Origin of the sequence: Sandarakinorhabdus sp. (assembly GCF_032115815.1) — a bacterium.
GTDB lineage: Bacteria > Pseudomonadota > Alphaproteobacteria > Sphingomonadales > Sphingomonadaceae > Sandarakinorhabdus.
Genome location: NZ_JAUMBI010000238.1, coordinates 1 through 17,147, shown reverse-complemented (window position 1 = coordinate 17,147; position 17,147 = coordinate 1). Strand labels below are relative to the sequence as shown.

Annotated in this window: 16 protein-coding genes; 14 read left to right on the top strand and 2 right to left on the bottom strand. The window is 65.4% G+C overall.

The features are described from left to right. On the bottom strand, positions 1-621 hold a 621-nt coding region (locus RT662_RS13650), incomplete at its 3' end, for an aldo/keto reductase (protein WP_313671243.1). Between the two features lie 246 nt (positions 622-867). Between RT662_RS13650 and RT662_RS13645 the strand changes: the two genes are divergently transcribed. From RT662_RS13645 to RT662_RS13580, 14 genes are read left to right on the top strand one after another with little or no spacing between them, the layout of a single operon-like run. Beyond that, positions 868-1,893, top strand: coding sequence for an NADP-dependent oxidoreductase (locus tag RT662_RS13645; RefSeq protein WP_313671242.1), 1,026 nt, complete (start codon positions 868-870; stop codon positions 1,891-1,893). Continuing rightward, positions 1,890-2,615, top strand: coding sequence for a PEP-utilizing enzyme (locus tag RT662_RS13640; protein WP_313671241.1), 726 nt, complete (start codon positions 1,890-1,892; stop codon positions 2,613-2,615). The genes RT662_RS13645 and RT662_RS13640 overlap by 4 nt, the downstream gene beginning before the upstream one ends. Then, entirely contained in the window at positions 2,612-4,087 is a 1,476-nt protein-coding gene (locus RT662_RS13635; protein ID WP_313671240.1) for a hypothetical protein, read from the top strand. The genes RT662_RS13640 and RT662_RS13635 overlap by 4 nt, the downstream gene beginning before the upstream one ends. After that, the gene (locus RT662_RS13630) at positions 4,084-5,556 is read left to right on the top strand and encodes a class I adenylate-forming enzyme family protein (protein WP_313671239.1); all 1,473 of its coding nucleotides are present in this window, start codon (positions 4,084-4,086) and stop codon (positions 5,554-5,556) included. Before RT662_RS13635 ends, RT662_RS13630 begins: the two co-directional genes overlap by 4 nt. After that, entirely contained in the window at positions 5,553-6,167 is a 615-nt protein-coding gene (locus tag RT662_RS13625; protein ID WP_313671238.1) for a hypothetical protein, read from the top strand. The genes RT662_RS13630 and RT662_RS13625 overlap by 4 nt, the downstream gene beginning before the upstream one ends. Continuing rightward, the gene (locus RT662_RS13620) at positions 6,164-7,594 is read left to right on the top strand and encodes a pyruvate, phosphate dikinase (RefSeq protein ID WP_313671237.1); all 1,431 of its coding nucleotides are present in this window, start codon (positions 6,164-6,166) and stop codon (positions 7,592-7,594) included. Before RT662_RS13625 ends, RT662_RS13620 begins: the two co-directional genes overlap by 4 nt. Before the next feature lie 7 nt (positions 7,595-7,601). After that, positions 7,602-8,045 (top strand): biotin/lipoyl-containing protein, encoded by a 444-nt coding sequence (locus RT662_RS13615; RefSeq protein ID WP_313671236.1) that lies wholly within the window; start codon positions 7,602-7,604, stop codon positions 8,043-8,045. Continuing rightward, positions 8,038-9,378, top strand: a complete 1,341-nt coding sequence (locus RT662_RS13610) for a biotin carboxylase N-terminal domain-containing protein (protein WP_313671235.1) — start codon at positions 8,038-8,040, stop codon at positions 9,376-9,378. Before RT662_RS13615 ends, RT662_RS13610 begins: the two co-directional genes overlap by 8 nt. Further along, a complete protein-coding gene (locus RT662_RS13605) occupies positions 9,375-10,826 on the top strand; it encodes a pyruvate carboxylase (RefSeq protein WP_313671234.1) in 1,452 nt (483 codons plus the stop codon). Before RT662_RS13610 ends, RT662_RS13605 begins: the two co-directional genes overlap by 4 nt. After that, positions 10,823-11,992, top strand: coding sequence for a thiolase family protein (locus RT662_RS13600; RefSeq protein ID WP_313671233.1), 1,170 nt, complete (start codon positions 10,823-10,825; stop codon positions 11,990-11,992). The genes RT662_RS13605 and RT662_RS13600 overlap by 4 nt, the downstream gene beginning before the upstream one ends. A gap of 8 nt (positions 11,993-12,000) precedes the next feature. Continuing rightward, complete coding sequence (locus RT662_RS13595) at positions 12,001-13,311, top strand: acyl-CoA dehydrogenase family protein (RefSeq protein ID WP_313671232.1); 1,311 nt, start codon at positions 12,001-12,003, stop codon at positions 13,309-13,311. Further along, positions 13,308-14,741: an alpha-L-fucosidase gene (locus tag RT662_RS13590; RefSeq protein WP_313671231.1), complete on the top strand. Its 1,434-nt coding sequence runs from the start codon at positions 13,308-13,310 to the stop codon at positions 14,739-14,741. Before RT662_RS13595 ends, RT662_RS13590 begins: the two co-directional genes overlap by 4 nt. Further along, the gene (locus RT662_RS13585; protein ID WP_313671230.1) at positions 14,738-15,034 is read left to right on the top strand and encodes a UxaA family hydrolase; all 297 of its coding nucleotides are present in this window, start codon (positions 14,738-14,740) and stop codon (positions 15,032-15,034) included. The genes RT662_RS13590 and RT662_RS13585 overlap by 4 nt, the downstream gene beginning before the upstream one ends. Next, positions 15,031-16,227, top strand: coding sequence for a UxaA family hydrolase (locus RT662_RS13580; RefSeq protein ID WP_313671229.1), 1,197 nt, complete (start codon positions 15,031-15,033; stop codon positions 16,225-16,227). The genes RT662_RS13585 and RT662_RS13580 overlap by 4 nt, the downstream gene beginning before the upstream one ends. Before the next feature lie 10 nt (positions 16,228-16,237). On the opposite strand, the gene RT662_RS13575 is transcribed toward RT662_RS13580, so the two are convergent. Next, positions 16,238-16,888, bottom strand: a complete 651-nt coding sequence (locus RT662_RS13575; protein ID WP_313671228.1) for an RraA family protein — start codon at positions 16,886-16,888, stop codon at positions 16,238-16,240. Positions 16,889-17,147 lie beyond the last annotated feature (259 nt).

The window sequence follows — 17,147 nt, the reverse complement described above, 5'->3', positions numbered from 1 at the left end:
CGGCGATCCGGCGACGATACCCATGCCTTGCTCGGCGGCGGCCGGGATCACTTCATGCCAGGCTTCCCGCCACAACAGGCTGGTGTTGAAGGCGGTCAGCACCACGTCGAAGCGGCCCGTACGGATAAGGCGCGCCATGTCATAGGCGGTGGTGCCGCCCAGCCCGGCAAAACGGATGCGGCCTTCGCCTTTCAGCCGGTCGATGACATCCATTACCGGACCGCGCGCGTCGTCCATGGCTTCCCACCAGTCGAACTGGCGGGGGCGATCCGGCTCATGGATCATCAGGATATCAATCTGGTCGCGTCCCAGCAGCTTGCAACTGGTTTCAAACGACTCCAAGAGCGCCGCTGGATCGCGCGGATTGAACGGCTGCGGCCGCGATCCCAGCTTGGTCGACAGGATGACCGGTTCGGTTGAATCGGCCAGGATGCGCCCCAGCACGTCCTCGCTGTCGAGATACATTGGTGCTGTGTCGATATAGTTCACGCCGCGTGCCTGCGCGTGATGAACCGCTTCCCGGGCGCGGTCGAAGGGGCCACCGGCTACCGACACGAACAGACCGCCAAGCGACAGCACGCTGACCGAAAGGCCGGTCCCGCCAAGGGCGCGATATTCCATGGTTTGATCCTTCCCCTTTTATATTTGAACTAGCATTTCACAAGTGCCGTAGTGGTGCAAGCGCCGATGCGGGGGCCACGCCTTTTCGGCAGGTACCAAATGCGGGTTGCCAGCATCCAAGGCGCATGCTTAGATAGCCGTAAATCGACGTTTCACCAGTGAAGCGCACATTGGCGGTCATGGGGAGAGCAAGGTCATGAAGGCGAAGCCGGTACGGGGCATTCGAGCCTGCCACGGGGCGCGGCCATGACCGGCCAGCAAATGATCCTGTCGCGCCGCCCGGAAGGCCGGTTGCGCCCTGACATCTTTACGGTTCAGCCTCAGCCGCCGATGGCGCAACCTTTGGCGCCGGGCGAGGTGGAGGTGGCCCTGCGCCTGTTCCTGTGTGCGCCCACCATGCGCAACTGGATGGATCCGCCCGGCAACAGCCTTTATCCCTCGGTCGGGCTGGGCGAGGCCATGCTGGCACCGGCGGGCGGGCGCATCATGGCCTCGGCGGACCCGGATCGCCCGGTGGGGGCTGATGTCACCTGCTTTGGCCGCTGGCAAAGTCGGTTGCGCCTGCCTGGAGACGAGACGGTGCTGGTTCCGCCGACGCTGAGCCTCGTTGATGCAATGGGCCGCTTTGGCATCAATCCGTTGACGGCCTGGTTCGGGATCAGGCTCGTCGGTCTGCTGCAGCCGGGCGAGACGTTGCTGGTGTCGGGCGCTGCCGGATCGGTTGGCGGCATTGCGGTGCAGCTTGGCCGGTTGCTTGGCGCGCGCGTTGTCGGGATCGCCGGCGGGCCGGAAAAATGCCGTTGGCTCACCGAAGTCGCCGGGGCCGATGCCGCCATCGATTATCGCAGCGAGTCGCTGCCTGAAGCCATCGCACGCACCTGCCCCAACGGGGTGGACGTGTTCTTTGACAATGTGGGCGGCGATACGCTGGATGCGGCGGTCAACGAGATGAACCGGCTTGGCCGCATCGTCCTGTGCGGGCAGATCGCTGGCTATGACGGGGCGGGCATGCGCGGCCCGGCCAACATGATGCGCCTGATCTATGGCGGAATCACCATGCGCGGCTTTCTGGTTGGTGATTTCGCCGCCGAATGGGAGACGGCCCGCGCCGAACTGAAGACGCTGTATGACAGCCGCGCCCTGATTTATCGCGACGACCTGCGCGAAGGCTTCGAACAACTGCCGCAGCATTTTTGCGACCTGTTCGAAGGGCGCAACAACGGCACGCTGCTGGTGATGACGGATGCCGCTGCACGGGAACCACGGGCATGACGCGGCTGCCCACCGACAATGGCTTGTGGGGCGGCGAGCCCGACTCGCCGCTCGTCGCCGCCGTGCATCTTTCCGTTCGCGACCTGGTGCGACGCCGGCTGGCGCAGAGCGGCCTTGGCTGGGATGCATTCGTTGCCGGGCCGATCGATCATCTCATTACCAAGGCCGATCTGGCGGCCATCGATGCGGCCGTGCTGGCCACCGGGCACCGCTATGCTTTTTCCGCCACCATATCGGCGACCGAACGTCCGGAGGCCTATCAGGGCCTGGCCTCGCTGGAAGGCGGCTTTGCCCATCCCGATGCGCCGTCCGCCCCGCCCGATGCACAAGGGCGGGCGCTGTGCGGGGTCGGCGATAACGTCGTGCAGGGCAGCGAAGATATCGAGGGTATCGCCCGTTATGTGCGTTCAGCGGCGCAAGTGATCGCGCTGATGGAACAGGGCGTGCCCGATGGCAGCATCGCCGTCATCGATGATAGCGGCGGCACCCTGACCGCGCCCATCCTTGATCGATTTGCCGGTCTGGTCTGCGCCGGCGGAACCGTACGCTCGCACCTTGGCATCCTGGCGCGTGAACATGGCATTCCGTGCCTGATGAACGCCAGGCTGGCCGGGATTGCCGATGGTGACCGCGTTCGCCTGGAAACCAGTGCGCCGGCCCGTACCGCCGATTCCTATCTGTCTGGCACCGAAATGCCGGCGCGCATCTGGAAACTGGCATGACGGGCAGCGCTGATCTCAAGAAATCGGGCATCAGCTATGCCCGCCTGCTGGAAACCAACCAGCTCATCCAGGCCTGCGGCGACAGCACCTACTGGCTGTGTCTCACCCGCACGGTGCAGGGGTCAAAGCTCTATCCGGTGTCGGCCTATATCCTGCTGTCCTATCTCAACGCCTTCTATCGCTATCCCAGCCTGATCCGGAAGGTGGAGGCGGTGATGCCGGCCGAGGTGATTGCCGATCGCGCCCGCCAGATGGGGGTGAAGGCGCAGAACAGCTCGATCGGGTGGGCGCTGCCCTGCTTCTACCTGCTGGGCCGCGAATATCTGATCAACCTGGGCCTGTTGCGCCCGCAGGACGCCATCGAAGACGTGATCACGGTGATGGACTTCTGGAAGCGCTTCCAGCTTTCTTGGCACCGCAATGATGGCCACCTGACCAACGCCGATTACAACCAGCGCGCGCAAATCCTCACCCATGACGCCGTCCAGCGCTTTGCCGGCGAGATGCACAAGGTTACGCCCGGCGACGCCCTGTCGGTGGCGGCGCAGCGCTTCCTCGCTACCGTGTCCCAATATGGTTTCCTAGTCAGCGCCGAGAGCCGCATCAGCCTCACCAACTCCGGCCCCTACCGCCTGGATGCCGACCGGCAGTTGCTGATGCGCGATTTCATGGACCTCGCCGAAACATCGCTGCCGTGGCTCGACGACATCGCCGCCGACATGCCGTTCAACAACCTGACCGTGGCGATGGAGGCGACCGGCTGCCATTTCCACCTGGTGGATGATTGGGGCAGCTTTGAAGCCACGCCGGAATTCACCTCCGACCGGTTGACCGGCATCGGCCTCTACGTTTCCGACGCGCTCAGTGAAGGCCATGTGCCGGTGGGCATGGAAAGCCCGGAAACGTTGGCGGCCATGCTGCACGACCTGTCGGACAAGGCCAAGGCAGCGACCGACCGCCTGTGGCTGCGCATGGCCGGTTGGAGCCGCGATCAGCTGATCGATGCAGGTGCGATCTCCTACTATGCGATCTGCAAGGAAATCGCCCATATCGCCGGCGTGTTCGACCCGGCAGAATGGCTGGAGATCGACCCGCGGGCAGAGCGGTTCCGGCCCATCCTGTCAGATGAGTATTCCGACGGCGCGCTTGGCGAACTGGTGGGCAGCCTGACCATGCCCAGCCAGCAGACTGCGCCGCATGGCATGATGAAATGGTCGGACAAACCGGCCCGTGTGCTGACGCCCTTGCCGCTATCGGTGTTGTCGGGCGCGCCCTTCCTGCCGCAGGTGGGGCCGCCGCTGCCAGGTGAAAGCCATCTGCCGCCCAAGAACGATCGCTATCGCACGACCCGCGGTGTGCTGAGCCTGGCCGAATATAATGCTGCTGCGCGAGTCTTTGTGCCGGCAAGCTGCCATCCGGAGGCGAATTTCCTCTGCGAGACTTCTCGTGCCTGGCCGGGCTGCCAATCATGAGCCAGATCAGTGACCTGATTGCCCGCGCCGCCCGCCAGTTCGGCAGCAAGCCCTGCCTGGTGGAAGGCGACCGGCTGGTGACGTTCGCCGATTTCGATGTCGCGACCAATCGTTTTGCCAATGCCATGCAGACACTGGGCCTGGCCCATGGCGATCGCGTGGGGGTGCTGCTGCCCAACGGCATTGATTGCCTGGTCGCCTATTACGGGCTGGCCCGCGCCGGGCTGGTGCGGGTCAGCCTCAACAGCCGCGACACGCTGGCCGATCTCCGCTTCAAGCTGGCCGAAGTTGGCACGCGCGCCGTGCTGGTGGGCGATGAGGCGCTGGATCTGGGTGTCGAGATCATCCTGCCGCCAGCCAAGGTGCAGGCATTGCTGGCTGCAGCCGACGACCAGCCCCGCGGTATCGAGCGCAGCCTTGACGAGCCCTACCGGCTGGGCTTCACCGGGGGCACGACTGGCCGGCCCAAGGCGGTGACGCTGACCGAACGCGGCGAACTGGCCGAGCTTTCGGCCTTCCTGACCGACCTGGTGCCCGACATTGGCCCGGATGACCGTTTCTTGCATGCCGCGCCCATCGCCCACGCATCTGGCGCCTTCTTCCTGCCGGCACTGGTGCGCGGTGCCACGTCGCTGGTGATGGCCAAGTTCGATCCGGCCAGCTTCATCACGCTGGCGACGTCCACGCGCGCCACGATGACGTTCCTGGTGCCGACGATGCTGGCCCTGCTGCTGGAAGAACCGGCGCTTGCGGCCGCCGATTTCGCGCTACGCCGCATCGCTTATGGTGCATCTCCGATTGCGCCTGCCGTCTATGCGCGGGCTGAACAGCGCTTCGGACCGGTCTTCGCACAGACCTACGGCCAGGCGGAATCGCCGATGGTCATCACCTGCCTGAAGGCTGACGAGCATGACCGCATCGGATCGTGCGGCCGGCCGTTCACGCTGGCCCAAGTGGCGGTGATGGACGACAAGGGCAAACTGTTGCCGCCGGGCGCTGTAGGCGAGATCGTGGTCAAAGGCCCGCAATTGATGGCGCGCTATTGGAACCGCCCCGAAGCCACGGCCGAGGCGTTTCGCGGCGGCTGGCTCCACACGGGCGACATTGGCCGCATGGACGACGACGGCTTCTTCTACCTGCTCGACCGCAAGGGCGACATGCTGATTTCGGGCGGCTACAATGTCTATCCCCGCGAGGTGGAAGACGTGCTGCTGGCCTTCCCCGGCGTGGTTGAGGCCGCCGTGGTGGGCCTTCCCGACGAAACCTGGGGGGACCGCGTTCACGCCGTGGTCAGCGGCCAGGACATCGATGCGCCTGCCCTGCTAGCACACGCCCGCGCGCGCCTTGCCGGCTACAAGGCACCCAAATCCATATCCGTGTGGCCGGCGCTGCCCAAGAGCCCGGCCGGCAAGATCCTGCGCCGCGAGGTGAAGCGGCTTGCCATCGAGGGACATGAGGTGACGGCATGAGGGATCCTGGTCCGAACTGGCACCTGGCCCTGCATGGCCTGGCCATCCTGCGCACGGCGACGCCGGCCGATGTCGCCCGCCGCATGGCGATGGACCCGGCCGAAGCGGAGGCAATGCTGGCGCTGGCGGCGGCCCATGGCCGCGTGGTGAGCGCGGGCGATCGCCTGATGTTGGCGCCGCTGGCCCGGATGGCGCTGGCGGCGGATTATTCCCGCACCTGCGCAGCGTTGCGCGCCGATCCGGCCTTTGCCGAGGCGGTGAACCGGTTCGAGGTGGTGAACCGCGACCTCAAGGCGCTGATGACCGACTGGCAGACGCGCACGGTCGCGGGTGTCACGCTGGCCAACGATCATGCCGACACCGCGCACGATCAACGCATCATTGACCGTTTGGGCCGTTTCCACGACCGGGTGACGCCGCTGCTCGACCAGTTTGCGGTGTTGCTGCCGCGCCTGGGTGTCTATCGGGACGGACTGCTGGCGGCCCTGGAACGGGCCGAAGATGGCGATATGGCCTTCGTTTCCGATGTCGGCTGTGAAAGCTATCACACACTCTGGTTCGACCTGCACGAGGAGCTGTTGCGCCTGTCGGGCACGGAGCGGGTGGAATGATCCTGCCGCTCGACGCCAGTCTCGAGGCAGGGCCGGACCGCATCGGCGGCAAGGCGGCATCGTTGCTGGCAATGGCGCGGCTGGGGCTGCCGGTGCCGCCGGCCTTCGTGGTGCCAACCGATGTGGCCCGCGCCTGGGCGGCCAGTGGCAGCCTGCCCGCCGGCTTTGCGGAGATGCTGCAGGCAGGTGTGCGTGGTCTTGAAGTCGCCACCGGCCGCCAGTTCGGCGCGGCGCAGCGGCCGCTGCTGCTGTCGGTGCGGTCGGGCGCGGCGGTATCGATGCCGGGCATGATGGAAACCTTGCTCAACCTGGGCCTCACCGAAAGGTCGGCGGCGGGCCTGGCGGCGGAAACCGGCAATCCCGCCTTTGTCGCCGATCTGCGTGACAGCTTCACGGCCCAGTTCACCATGTGCGTGGGGCCGGTGCCCGACGATGCCCAGGCGCAGCTGCTGGCTGCCGTCGAAGCCGTGATGGCGTCGTGGAACAGCCGCCGCGCTCGCCGCTATCGCGCTCACCACGGCATTCCGGATGATCTGGGCACCGCTGTCACCGTGCAGGCGATGGTGTTCGGCAATTTGTGCGACCGGTCAGGCACGGGCGTGTTGTTCAGCCGCAATCCGATCAGCGGCGATAATGCGGCTTGGGGCGAATGGTTGCCTCGCGCCCAAGGCGAAGCGCTGGTAGCCGGCACCCACAACGCCCACCCAATCGAACGGTTGGCGCAGGTCATGCCCGAGGTTCATCAGCAATTGCTTGCCGGCGCTCGCGAACTCGAACGCTCCGGCCGCGATGCGCAGGATATCGAATTCACCATCGAATCCGGCCGCCTGTTCTTCCTGCAGAGCCGTCCTGCCAAGCGGACCGCGCGGGCGGCGCTCACCATCGCCATGGCGATGCACGATGAAGGACTGCTGGACCGCGATGAGGCGTTGGCGCGCGTAACGCCGGATCAACTGGCCGCGCTGCTGGCGCCGGTGCTGGCCGACGCCGGGGATGCCAAGGTGCTGGCTACTGGTACACCCGCATCGCCGGGGGCTGGTGCCGGCGTTGCAGTGACCAGCGCTCATGAAGCCGAAGCTCGCGCCGCCGCCGGCGAGACAGTGGTGTTGGTTCGTCCGACCACCAGCCCCGACGACGTGGGCGGCATGCTGGCGGCGGTGGCCGTAGTCACCGAGGCCGGCGGCGCCACCAGCCATGCCGCCGTTGTGGGCCGGGCGTTAGGAAAACCGGTGGTGACCGGTTGCGGCCCTGGCGTGCAGGCCTTGATCGGCGGGCATCCGGTGACCGTTTGCGGCGCGAGTGGACGTGTGTTCGATGGCCTGCTGCCGCTGGCGCCGCCGCCGGCCGTACCGGCGCTGGCACGCTATCATGTCCTGGCGAATGCCGCCGGCGACCGTGACCTCTCCCTTGCCCAAGAGATGGATTGAACTGCCCATGGCGATTTCGCGTGCCGACATTGAGGCGATTCTGGCGGCCTTCGAGGCAAGCGACTGGCGCAGCATCCAGCTGAAGGCGGACGGCATTGAGGTCGCGCTGTCCAAGGACGGCGGCCTGCTGCCGGGCCTCCAGCTTGCCAGTGTGCCACCTGTGCGCCCGCCCCAGCCAGCCTCAGCCCCGGCGCCGGTGGATGACGGAAGCCAGGCCGTCTCCGCCCCCAATCTGGGCAGTTTCTATCGCTCGCCCAAGCCGGGTGCCGCTCCGTTCACCGAGGTCGGTGCCCGCGTCGCTGCCGGCGACGATCTGTGTCTGATCGAGGTCATGAAGCTGTTCACCAGCGTCAAGTCTCCCTGCGCCGGCGTGGTGACTGCGATCCTGGCCAGCGATGGCGACCTGGTGGAATATGGCCAGCCGCTGTTCCGGATCCGTGCTGATGGATAGGCTGTTCGTCGCCAACCGCGGCGAGATCGCGTTGAGGATCATCACGGCCGCGCACGCGATGGGCGTGGAAACGGTGGTTGGCGTATCCGAAGCAGATCGCGACAGCCTGTGGGCACGGGCTGCGACACGCGCACTTGTGCTGGGCCCGGCACCGGCGCGGCAATCCTATCTGGACGGACGCTTGATGATCCATGCCGCCCGGGCCAGCGGCTGTTCCGCCTTGCATCCCGGCTATGGCTTCCTGTCCGAGAACGCTGACTTTGCGCGGGCTGTCGCCAATGCAGAATTGGCCTTCTGCGGCCCGACCGCCGACCAGATGGAAGCGGTAGGCGACAAGCTGGCCGCTCGTGCCCTCGCGCGAGAACTGGGGGTTGAAACCGGGCAGGCCAGTGAAGCGCTAACCGATGCTTCGGCTGCTGTCGCGGCGGCGCGTGCCCTGGGCTATCCGGTGGTCACCAAGGCATCGGCTGGTGGCGGCGGGCGCGGCATGCGCGTCGTGCGCGAGGAAGCCGGATTGGCGGCTGCCATTGCCGAGGCACGCGCCGAAGCGGAGGCCGCCTTCGGTGACGGCCGCATCTACCTGGAGCCCTTCGTCGAATCAGCCCGCCATGTGGAGGTGCAGGCCTTCGGACTGGGGGATGGGCAGGTGATCACGCTGGGCACGCGCGACTGTTCGATCCAGCGCCGTTACCAGAAACTGGTCGAGGAAGCGCCGGCGGTAGCCGTTCCCGAAGCGGCGCGCGCCGGCATGGAGGCCGCCGCCGCGCGTCTGCTCGGCGCCATCCGCTATCGCGGTGCCGGCACTGTGGAATATCTGTGGGACGAGGTGCGCGGACAATATCGCTTCCTCGAGGTCAATGCCCGTATCCAGGTTGAGCATCCGGTGACCGAGATGATCTGGGGCATCGACCTGGTGCAGTGGCAAATCGCATTGGCCTTTGGTCGTTTCGAACTGCCTGCCGATCTCGTTGCGCGCGGCCACGCCATCGAGGTGCGAATATTGGCCGAAGATGACGATTTCCGGCCGGCTCCTGGCCGCATTACCTCGTGGCAGCCGCCTGCTGACGTCCGGGTGGACAGCGGCTTTGGCGCGGGCTGCCGCGTGCCGCCATTCTATGACTCCATGGTGGCCAAGCTGATCGTGACGGCCCCCACGCGCGCGGCGGCGGTGGATCGGTTGCAGCAAGGGCTGGCGGGCTTTCATGTCGAAGGCATCGCCACATCGATCCCGTTCCTGCGGCGCATCGCCGGGCATGGCGACTTCATCGCCAATCTTCTGTCCACACGCTGGCTGGAAGCCGGCTTCCTTCCAGCGGGCGAACAATTGTCATGAAGGTGGAGTTCCTTGATCAGACGCTGCGCGACGGGCAGCAATCTCTGTGGGGCATGCGCATGCAGGCGCGTCATGCCTTGCCGGCTTGTGAGGCGCTGGACCGCACCGGTTTCCGCGTCATCGATCTGACCGGATCGCACCATTTCGAGGTGTTGGTTCGCCACTGCCAAGAAAACCCGTGGGCGATGATGGACGCGTTGAAGGCCGCCATGCCGCGCACCGTTCTGAGGTCTGGCATGCGCGCCAATGCGGCCATCAGCTTCCGCACCACGCCCGATGCCCTGATGGACCTGTGGATGCGCCAGCTCAACCGCCACGGCGCTGGCAGCTTCTGGATCTACGATGTGCTGTTCGATATCGAACGCACGCAGCGGCTGGCGCGGGTCGCCAAGGAATTTGGGTCGGAGATTGCCGGGGCGATCATGTTCACCCTCTCCCCGGTGCACACCGATGCCTATTATGCCGAAAAGGCCCGCGCCCTGGCGGCGTTGCCGGAAGTGGACACGCTGCTGCTCTATGACACCGCCGGCGTGCTCGAGAAGGAGCGCCTGTCCACATTGTTGCCGGCCATCGTGGCCGAGGCCCGCGGCAAGCCGATCGAGTTTCATGCCAACAACTTGATGGGCCAATCGGCCAAGGCCTATTGCGATGCGCTGGCGCTGGGGGTGAGTATCCTGCACACCGCCAGCCGGCCGATGGCAAACGGGCCATCGGTACCGTCGACCGAATGCATCGCAGCGAACCTGGCCCATCTTGGCCACAGCCATGATCTTGATCTTGCTTGCCTGCCGCCTGTTGCCGCGCATTTCGAGGCGGTGGGTCGCGCCTGCGGTTTCCTCGTCAATCAACATGCCGAATATGATCTGTTTGCCATTGCCCACCAGATCCCCGGCGGCATGGTCGGCACGCTCAAGGCGCAATTGCAGCAGCATGGCATGGCAGACCGGCTGGGCGAGGTGCTGGCCGAAGTGGCCAACGTGCGCCGCGAACTGGGCTGGCCCGGCATGGCGACGCCTTTCAGCCAGCTGGTCGGCATCCAGGCGGTGCTGAACATCGTGACCGGCAAGCGCTGGTCGATCATCCCGGAAGAAGTCATCACCTATGCGGCCGGTCATTATGGCCAGCCCGTGGCACCCATCGATCCGCAAGTCCTCGATCGCATTATGGCTGATCCCAAGGCCAAGGCCGTGCTGGCCAACCCGCCGGAACAGCCGACGCTGGCCGAACTGCGCTGCCGCCACGGTACTGATGACGATGATGAGCTGTTCCTGCGCGCACTGGTGCCGCAGGCTGATATTGATCGGATGCGTGCTGCCGGCCCGCTGGTGACCAGTCTGCCGCTGGCCTCCTCTGCCGAGGCGGACCAGGTGATCCGCCTGATGAAGACGCTGTCCAGCCGGCAATTCCGCATCGCCAGTGAGACATTGTCGGTGGAGTTGTCGCGATGAGGCGGGCTGTCATCGTTGACGGCGTGCGTTCCCCGTTTGGCAAGGGCCGACCGGGCGGCGCTTTGCATGGGCTCCACCCGGTGGATCTGCTTGCCCAGTGCCTGTCTGCTCTTGCCGATAGGACCGGTATCGACCCGGTCAGTGTCGAGGACGTGATCACCGGCTGCGTGATCCAGGCCGGGGAGCAGGCCGGTAACATCGGTCGTCAGGCGGTTCTTGCGGCGGGTTGGCCCGACAGTGTGCCGGCCGTCAGCCTTGATCGCAAATGCGGATCGGCCCAGCAGGCGATCGATTTTGCCGCCTGTGGCATCATCGCCGGTGCCTATGATGTGGTGGTGGCCGCTGGGGTCGAGATGATGTCCACGGTGCCGGCCAAGGCCAACCGGCTGGGGCGGGATAATATGGGTACGGCCTTGGCCGACCGCTATCCAGATGGCCTGGTGCACCAGGGGGTTTCAGCCGAACTGATCGCGGCGCGCCGCGGCATCAGCCGCGATTCGATGGATCGCTTTGCCCTGCGTTCCCATCAACTTGCTGCTGCGCAGCCCGCACCGGGACTCGTGCCGGTGCAGGTCGAAGACCGCGTGGTGGACGGTGATGAAGGCGTGCGCGCCGACAGCACGCTGGAACGCCTCGCTTCTCTGCCGCCGGCCTTTCACAGCCCCGACATGGCGGAGCGGTTCCCGCACATCGATTGGCAGGTGACAGCCGGCACATCCAGCCAGGTCAGCGATGGCGCCTGCGCGCTGCTGCTGATGGAGGAGGGCCGGGCCCGCGCCCTGGGCTTGCGGCCGCGGGCACGAGTGACGCATTTTGCCGTGGCTGGCGATGATCCGCTGTTCATGCTCACCGCGATCGTGCCGGCCACGCGCAAACTGCTGGAACGGGCCGGACTCGGCATCGCTGACATCGACGTTTTTGAAGTGAACGAAGCTTTTGCCAGCGTCGTGCTCGACTGGCTGGCGGCGACCGGCGCTGATCCGGCGCGGGTCAACCGCATGGGCGGCGCTATCGCCATTGGCCATCCGGTGGGCGCATCGGGCGGGCGCCTGTTCCTGAATTGCCTGGCCGGGCTGGAGGCCACCGGTGGCCGGTATGGCTTGGTCACCATGTGTGAATCCGGCGGGATGGCCAATGCCACCCTGATCGAACGCTGCGAGGAGTAACCGCGACCATGTTCGAACCCGATGGCATCACGCAGGAACTGGCCGTCCGCCTCAAGGCCTTCATGGCTCGCCACGTCTATCCGAACGAGGCGCGCTATTATGCCGAGGCCGAACAACTTGGCCCCTGGGGTGTCTATCCGGTGGTTGAGGAACTGAAGCCGCTGGCCCGGGCCGAGGGGCTGTGGAATCTGTTCCTGCCGCCGCACGCCGGCGAAACTGGTCTCACCAATCTCCAATATGCGCCGTTGTGCGAGATCATGGGCCGATCGTTGATGGCGCCGGAGGTGTTCAACTGCGCGGCCCCTGATACCGGCAACATGGAAGTGCTGCTGCGCTATGGCACGCCTGAACAGCAGGCACAGTGGTTGGCGCCTTTGCTGGCCGGGGAAACGCGATCCTCCTTTGCGATGACGGAGCCGGAGGTGGCGTCTTCCGATGCCACCAACGTAGCTTGCGCCATCGTGCGGGATGGCGACGATTATGTGATCAACGGCCGCAAATGGTACACCACCGGTGCCACTGATCCGCGCTGCCGCATTATCATCCTGATGGGAAAGACCGCGCCCGATCACCCTGATCGCCACCGCCAGCAGTCGATGATCCTGGTGCCCAAGGACACGCCTGGCGTGACCGTGCTGCGGCCCCTGCCGGTGCTCGGATTTTACGGCGTGCCCGACCGCGCCTCCGAAGTGTTGTTCGACAACGTGCGCGTGCCGGCCAGCAACATTCTGCTGGGCGAGGGGCGCGGCTTCGAAATCGCGCAGGGCAGGCTGGGGCCCGGGCGCATCCACCACTGCATGCGTTTGATTGGCCTGGCGGAACGGACGCTGGAACGCATGTGCCGGCGGGCAGAGCAGCGCAGCCCGTTCGGCACCGCGCTTGCCGATCAGTCGGTGACGCTGGAACGCATCGCCGAAGCGCGACTGGCCATCGAGCAATGCCGGCTGCTCACGTTGAAGGCCGCGCACATGATGGACACGGTGGGCAACAAGGCGGCGCGGGCCGAGATCGCCATGATCAAGATCGCGGCGCCAGCCATGGCCCAGAAGGTGGTAGACAATGCGATGCAATTGTTTGGCGGCGGCGGCACCGCCAACGATCACCTGCTCAGCGCGGCCTTTGCCACCGCGCGCCTGCTGCGCCTGGCCGATGGGCCGGATGAGGTGCATCGCAACCAGCTCGCACGGTTTGAATTGAAGCGACACCGCAACACCGACCCGCGCGAAACCGGCGGCGATGCCCATGTGCTTTCGCTGGAGGAGGTGAAGCAGCGTTTTGCCCATCTGCGCCCCGGCGCACCGGGATACCCCTGGGCATGACGCGCTATCGCCCCGATCCCGAAAGCCTCGCTGCGCACAGCGTGCCTAGTTGGTGGCGTGACGCCAAGTTGGGCGTGATGATCACCTGGGGCCTGTATTCGGTGCCGGCCTTTGCGCCGCGCGGGACCGATGTCGTGAAGCTGCTTGCGGACCGGCCCGATGACGCCTTGAAGCTTACGCCCTATGCCGAATGGTACGAGAACAGCCTGAAGTTCGCCGATGGACCGACGGCGCTTCAGCACCGGCAACGCTTTGGCGAGGCGCCCTACACGGATTTTCGCGCCACCTTCGAGGCCGGGCTGGCCACATGGTCAGCCGATCCGATGATGGATTTCATCGCCGGGATCGGTGCTCGTTATGTGGTGCCGGTGACCAAGCATCACGACAGTTATTGCCTGTGGCCGACACGCTTTGCCAATCCGATGCGCGGGGCACAATGGCACGCGCCGCGCGACCTCGTGGTGGAAATGGCGGTCGCCGCGCGGGCGCGGAATCTGCACTTCGGCGTCTACTACAGCGCCGGGCTCGACTGGACGCTGAACCCCGAACCCATCGCCAACCTGGGCGAGATGCGCGCTGCGCTGCCCGCCGGGCCCGTCGCCCGGCAGATGATGCGGGACCATTATCGCGAGCTGATCGCGGCAACTGATCCCGACATCCTGTGGAACGATATTGGCTATCCGGATGCCGGCGATCTGTGGGAATTGCTGGCCGAATATTACAACGCCCGGGAAGACCGGTTGATCAACGACCGTTTCCAGCTGCCCACGCCAACCCATGCCGCAATGGCCGATCCGGCTGCTCGCGCCGCCTTCAACCGTGCCATTGCCGATGCCCTGCGCACGCCCGGCTTTGCCTTTGCGCCCGACATGCCGGCGGTGTTTGATCACCGCACGCCCGAATATGCCACCAGCGGCGGAATGGGCGACGTGGCGTGGGAAACGGTGCGCGGCGTCGGCCACAGTTTCGGCTACAAGGCCAACGAGATCGCCGCCGATTTCCTGAGCGGCAAAGCGCTGGTCGACATGTTTCTGCGCATTGTCGGCAACGGCGGCAATCTGCTGATCAACATCGGTCCGCGCGCCGATGGCAGTATTCCTGAAGAACAGACCGGCCCGCTGCGCCACCTCGGCGATTTCCTGAAACACCACGGTCGCGCCATCTATGGCAGTCGGCCGTGGGCGGGACTGCCGCAGGTGGGCAGTGGCGACACGCTGTTGCTGCCCGTTGGCGCCGGCGGCGCCCACTTCGCGCTGGTGGCTGGTCCGTTGCCGCCCACGTTGCGGCTGACCGGCTGGGGCAGGGTGGCCGGCCTGTCGCTGTTTGGCGGCCCGGCATTGGACTGTCGGAGTGATGTGGATGATCTTGTGGTCGAGGTGCCGCCAGCGTTGACCGGTGCGTCGGCATCGGTGCTGGAGATCGCCGCATGATGCAGGCCCAGCCCGTGTTGCTGCTGGCTGCGTCCGACAATGTGCTCGTCGCTGTGGCCGACTTGCCAGCTGGTCAGCTTCTGCATGATGGCGGCCGCGAAATCGTGCTGCCGGAACCGGTGCCGCTGGGGCACAAGCTGGCCCGCCTGCCGATTGGTGCCGGCGACAAGATCATCAAGTACGGCGCCTGCATCGGTTCGGCAACGCGCGACATCCCGGCTGGCGCCTGGGTGCATCTTCATAATCTGGCCAGCGATTATCTGGCGACGTCGGCAGCGGGACACACGGCATGAGGGGATGGCTTCGCCAGGATGGCCGAAAAGGTATCCGCAACATTGTTGTCGTCGCCTATCTTGTGGAATGCGCCCACCATGTCGCGCGCGCCGTGGCCGAGCGCCACGATGGTGGCGACGTGCACCTGATTGGCTTTCCGGGCTGCTATCCCAACACTTATGCGCAAGCGATGATGGAGCGGCTTTGCTGCCATCCCAATGTTGGCGCCGTGCTGCTGGTATCGCTGGGCTGCGAAAGTTTCGCGCGCAACCGGCTGCTGGAGGTGGTGCGTGCCAGCGGCCGCCCGGCCTCGCTGCTGGTCATCCAGGAGGAAGGCGGCACCCGCAGCACCATCGCGCGCGGCCGCGAGTGGGTGGCACAGACCTTGCCCACACTGGCTGCCATGTCGACCGTGCCGCTGAAACCGGCCGATCTGGTAGTCGGCACAATCTGCGGCGGGTCTGACGGCACCAGCGGCCTGACGGCAAACCCGGCCATTGGTCGTGCCTTTGATCGGCTGATCGCCGCCGGAGCCGCCGGCATCTTCGAGGAAACCGGTGAGCTGATCGGCTGCGAGGGCCATATGGCCGCGCGGGCCGTCACGCCCGAATTGGGTGCCGAGATAGTGGCCACGGTGGACAAGGCTGCCCGCTATTACACCACGCTGGGCCATGGCAGCTTCGCGGTCGGCAATGCCGATGGCGGCCTGACGACCCAGGAAGAAAAGAGCATGGGCGCCTATGCCAAGTCGGGTGCCTCGCCGATTGCTGGCCTGCTGAAGCCCGGCGATTTGCCGCCAGGCGGCGGCCTTTACCTGCTTGATGTCGTGCCCGATGGCGAAGTGCGCTTTGGTTTTCCCAACATCGCCGACAATGCCGAGATCGTCGAACTCATGGCCTGCGGCGCGCAGGTGATCCTGTTTTCCACCGGGCGTGGATCTGTTGTGGGTTCGGCAATCTCGCCGGTCATCAAGGTTTGCGCCAATCCCGATACGTGGCGGCGGTTGCCGGAAGACATGGACATTGATGCCGGCCGCATCCTGGAGGGCCACGCCGATCTTGACACGGTTGGCGCAGAGATCGCGGCGCTGGTGGAGGCGGTGGCCAGCGGGGAACGCACCTGTTCGGAGGCACTGGGCCACCAGGAGTTCATCCTGACCTACAAGAGCTTCACGCCCGCTGGGCCATCCTGTCTGCCCGCTCGCGCTCACTGAGGCGCGGAATTCAGAATTTGCCGTGCCGCCGATAGGCAGTTTCGGGATCAACGCCGGCAAGGATGGCAGTCCGCACGAGATTTTCCGTGTTCATCGCGGTTTCGGCTGCGCTGGCGATCTGTTCGGCGTGAGCTCGCGGTACCACGCATATCCCATCCGTATCAGCGACGATGACATCCCCCGTGTTGATCTCCCAATCTCCGATCATGACGGGCTCGCCAAAGCGATCAGGCAGCCACCGACCCACCACGTCGAGCGGTGTGAAGTAGCGGCAGAAGACGGGCAGGCCGATGCTGTTGATCCGATCAATATCGCGGCACCCGCCATCGATGACTGCCCCCAGCACGCCACGCAAGGTCAGCGCCTCTGCCGACAGTTCGCCCATGTGTGCTACGATGTTGTCATTCGGTTGCATTACCAGCACGTGATCTGCTGGCACGCGCGACAGCATGGCCGTCCAAGCAAGGAGCGTTTCATGCGCGTCGTGATCGTGGACAGTGCGCCCCGACACGGTGAACGCCGGTCCGCAGAGCTTCGAGCCAGGAGCGATGGGACGGATGGTCGGGGGCAAAACCCGTTGCCCCAACCCTTGTGCACGCATCGCGTCGTGGACAATGCTGGCCGGCAAACTATGGAACCGTTGATGCAAGTTCAAGGACATCTCTTTTCTGGCCTCTTAATTCGCCTGGTCGCCAAAGCCAGGACGGACATTAGATGCGGCACATGTTGTTGAGCCTAATGTTGGCTGGGCTCTTCCACAATCACGCATAGTTGATTTTGAGCAAGAGACTGAATTTGGGCCGGAGAACGAACCCGCTGCGCGGGATTGGCGCTTGCTGTGATTGGTGACCATTAGCCTGCCGCTCTGGCCCTGATTGAGGGCGAGCCCGGGTGGGCAGATCATTTCGACCCCCAACAAC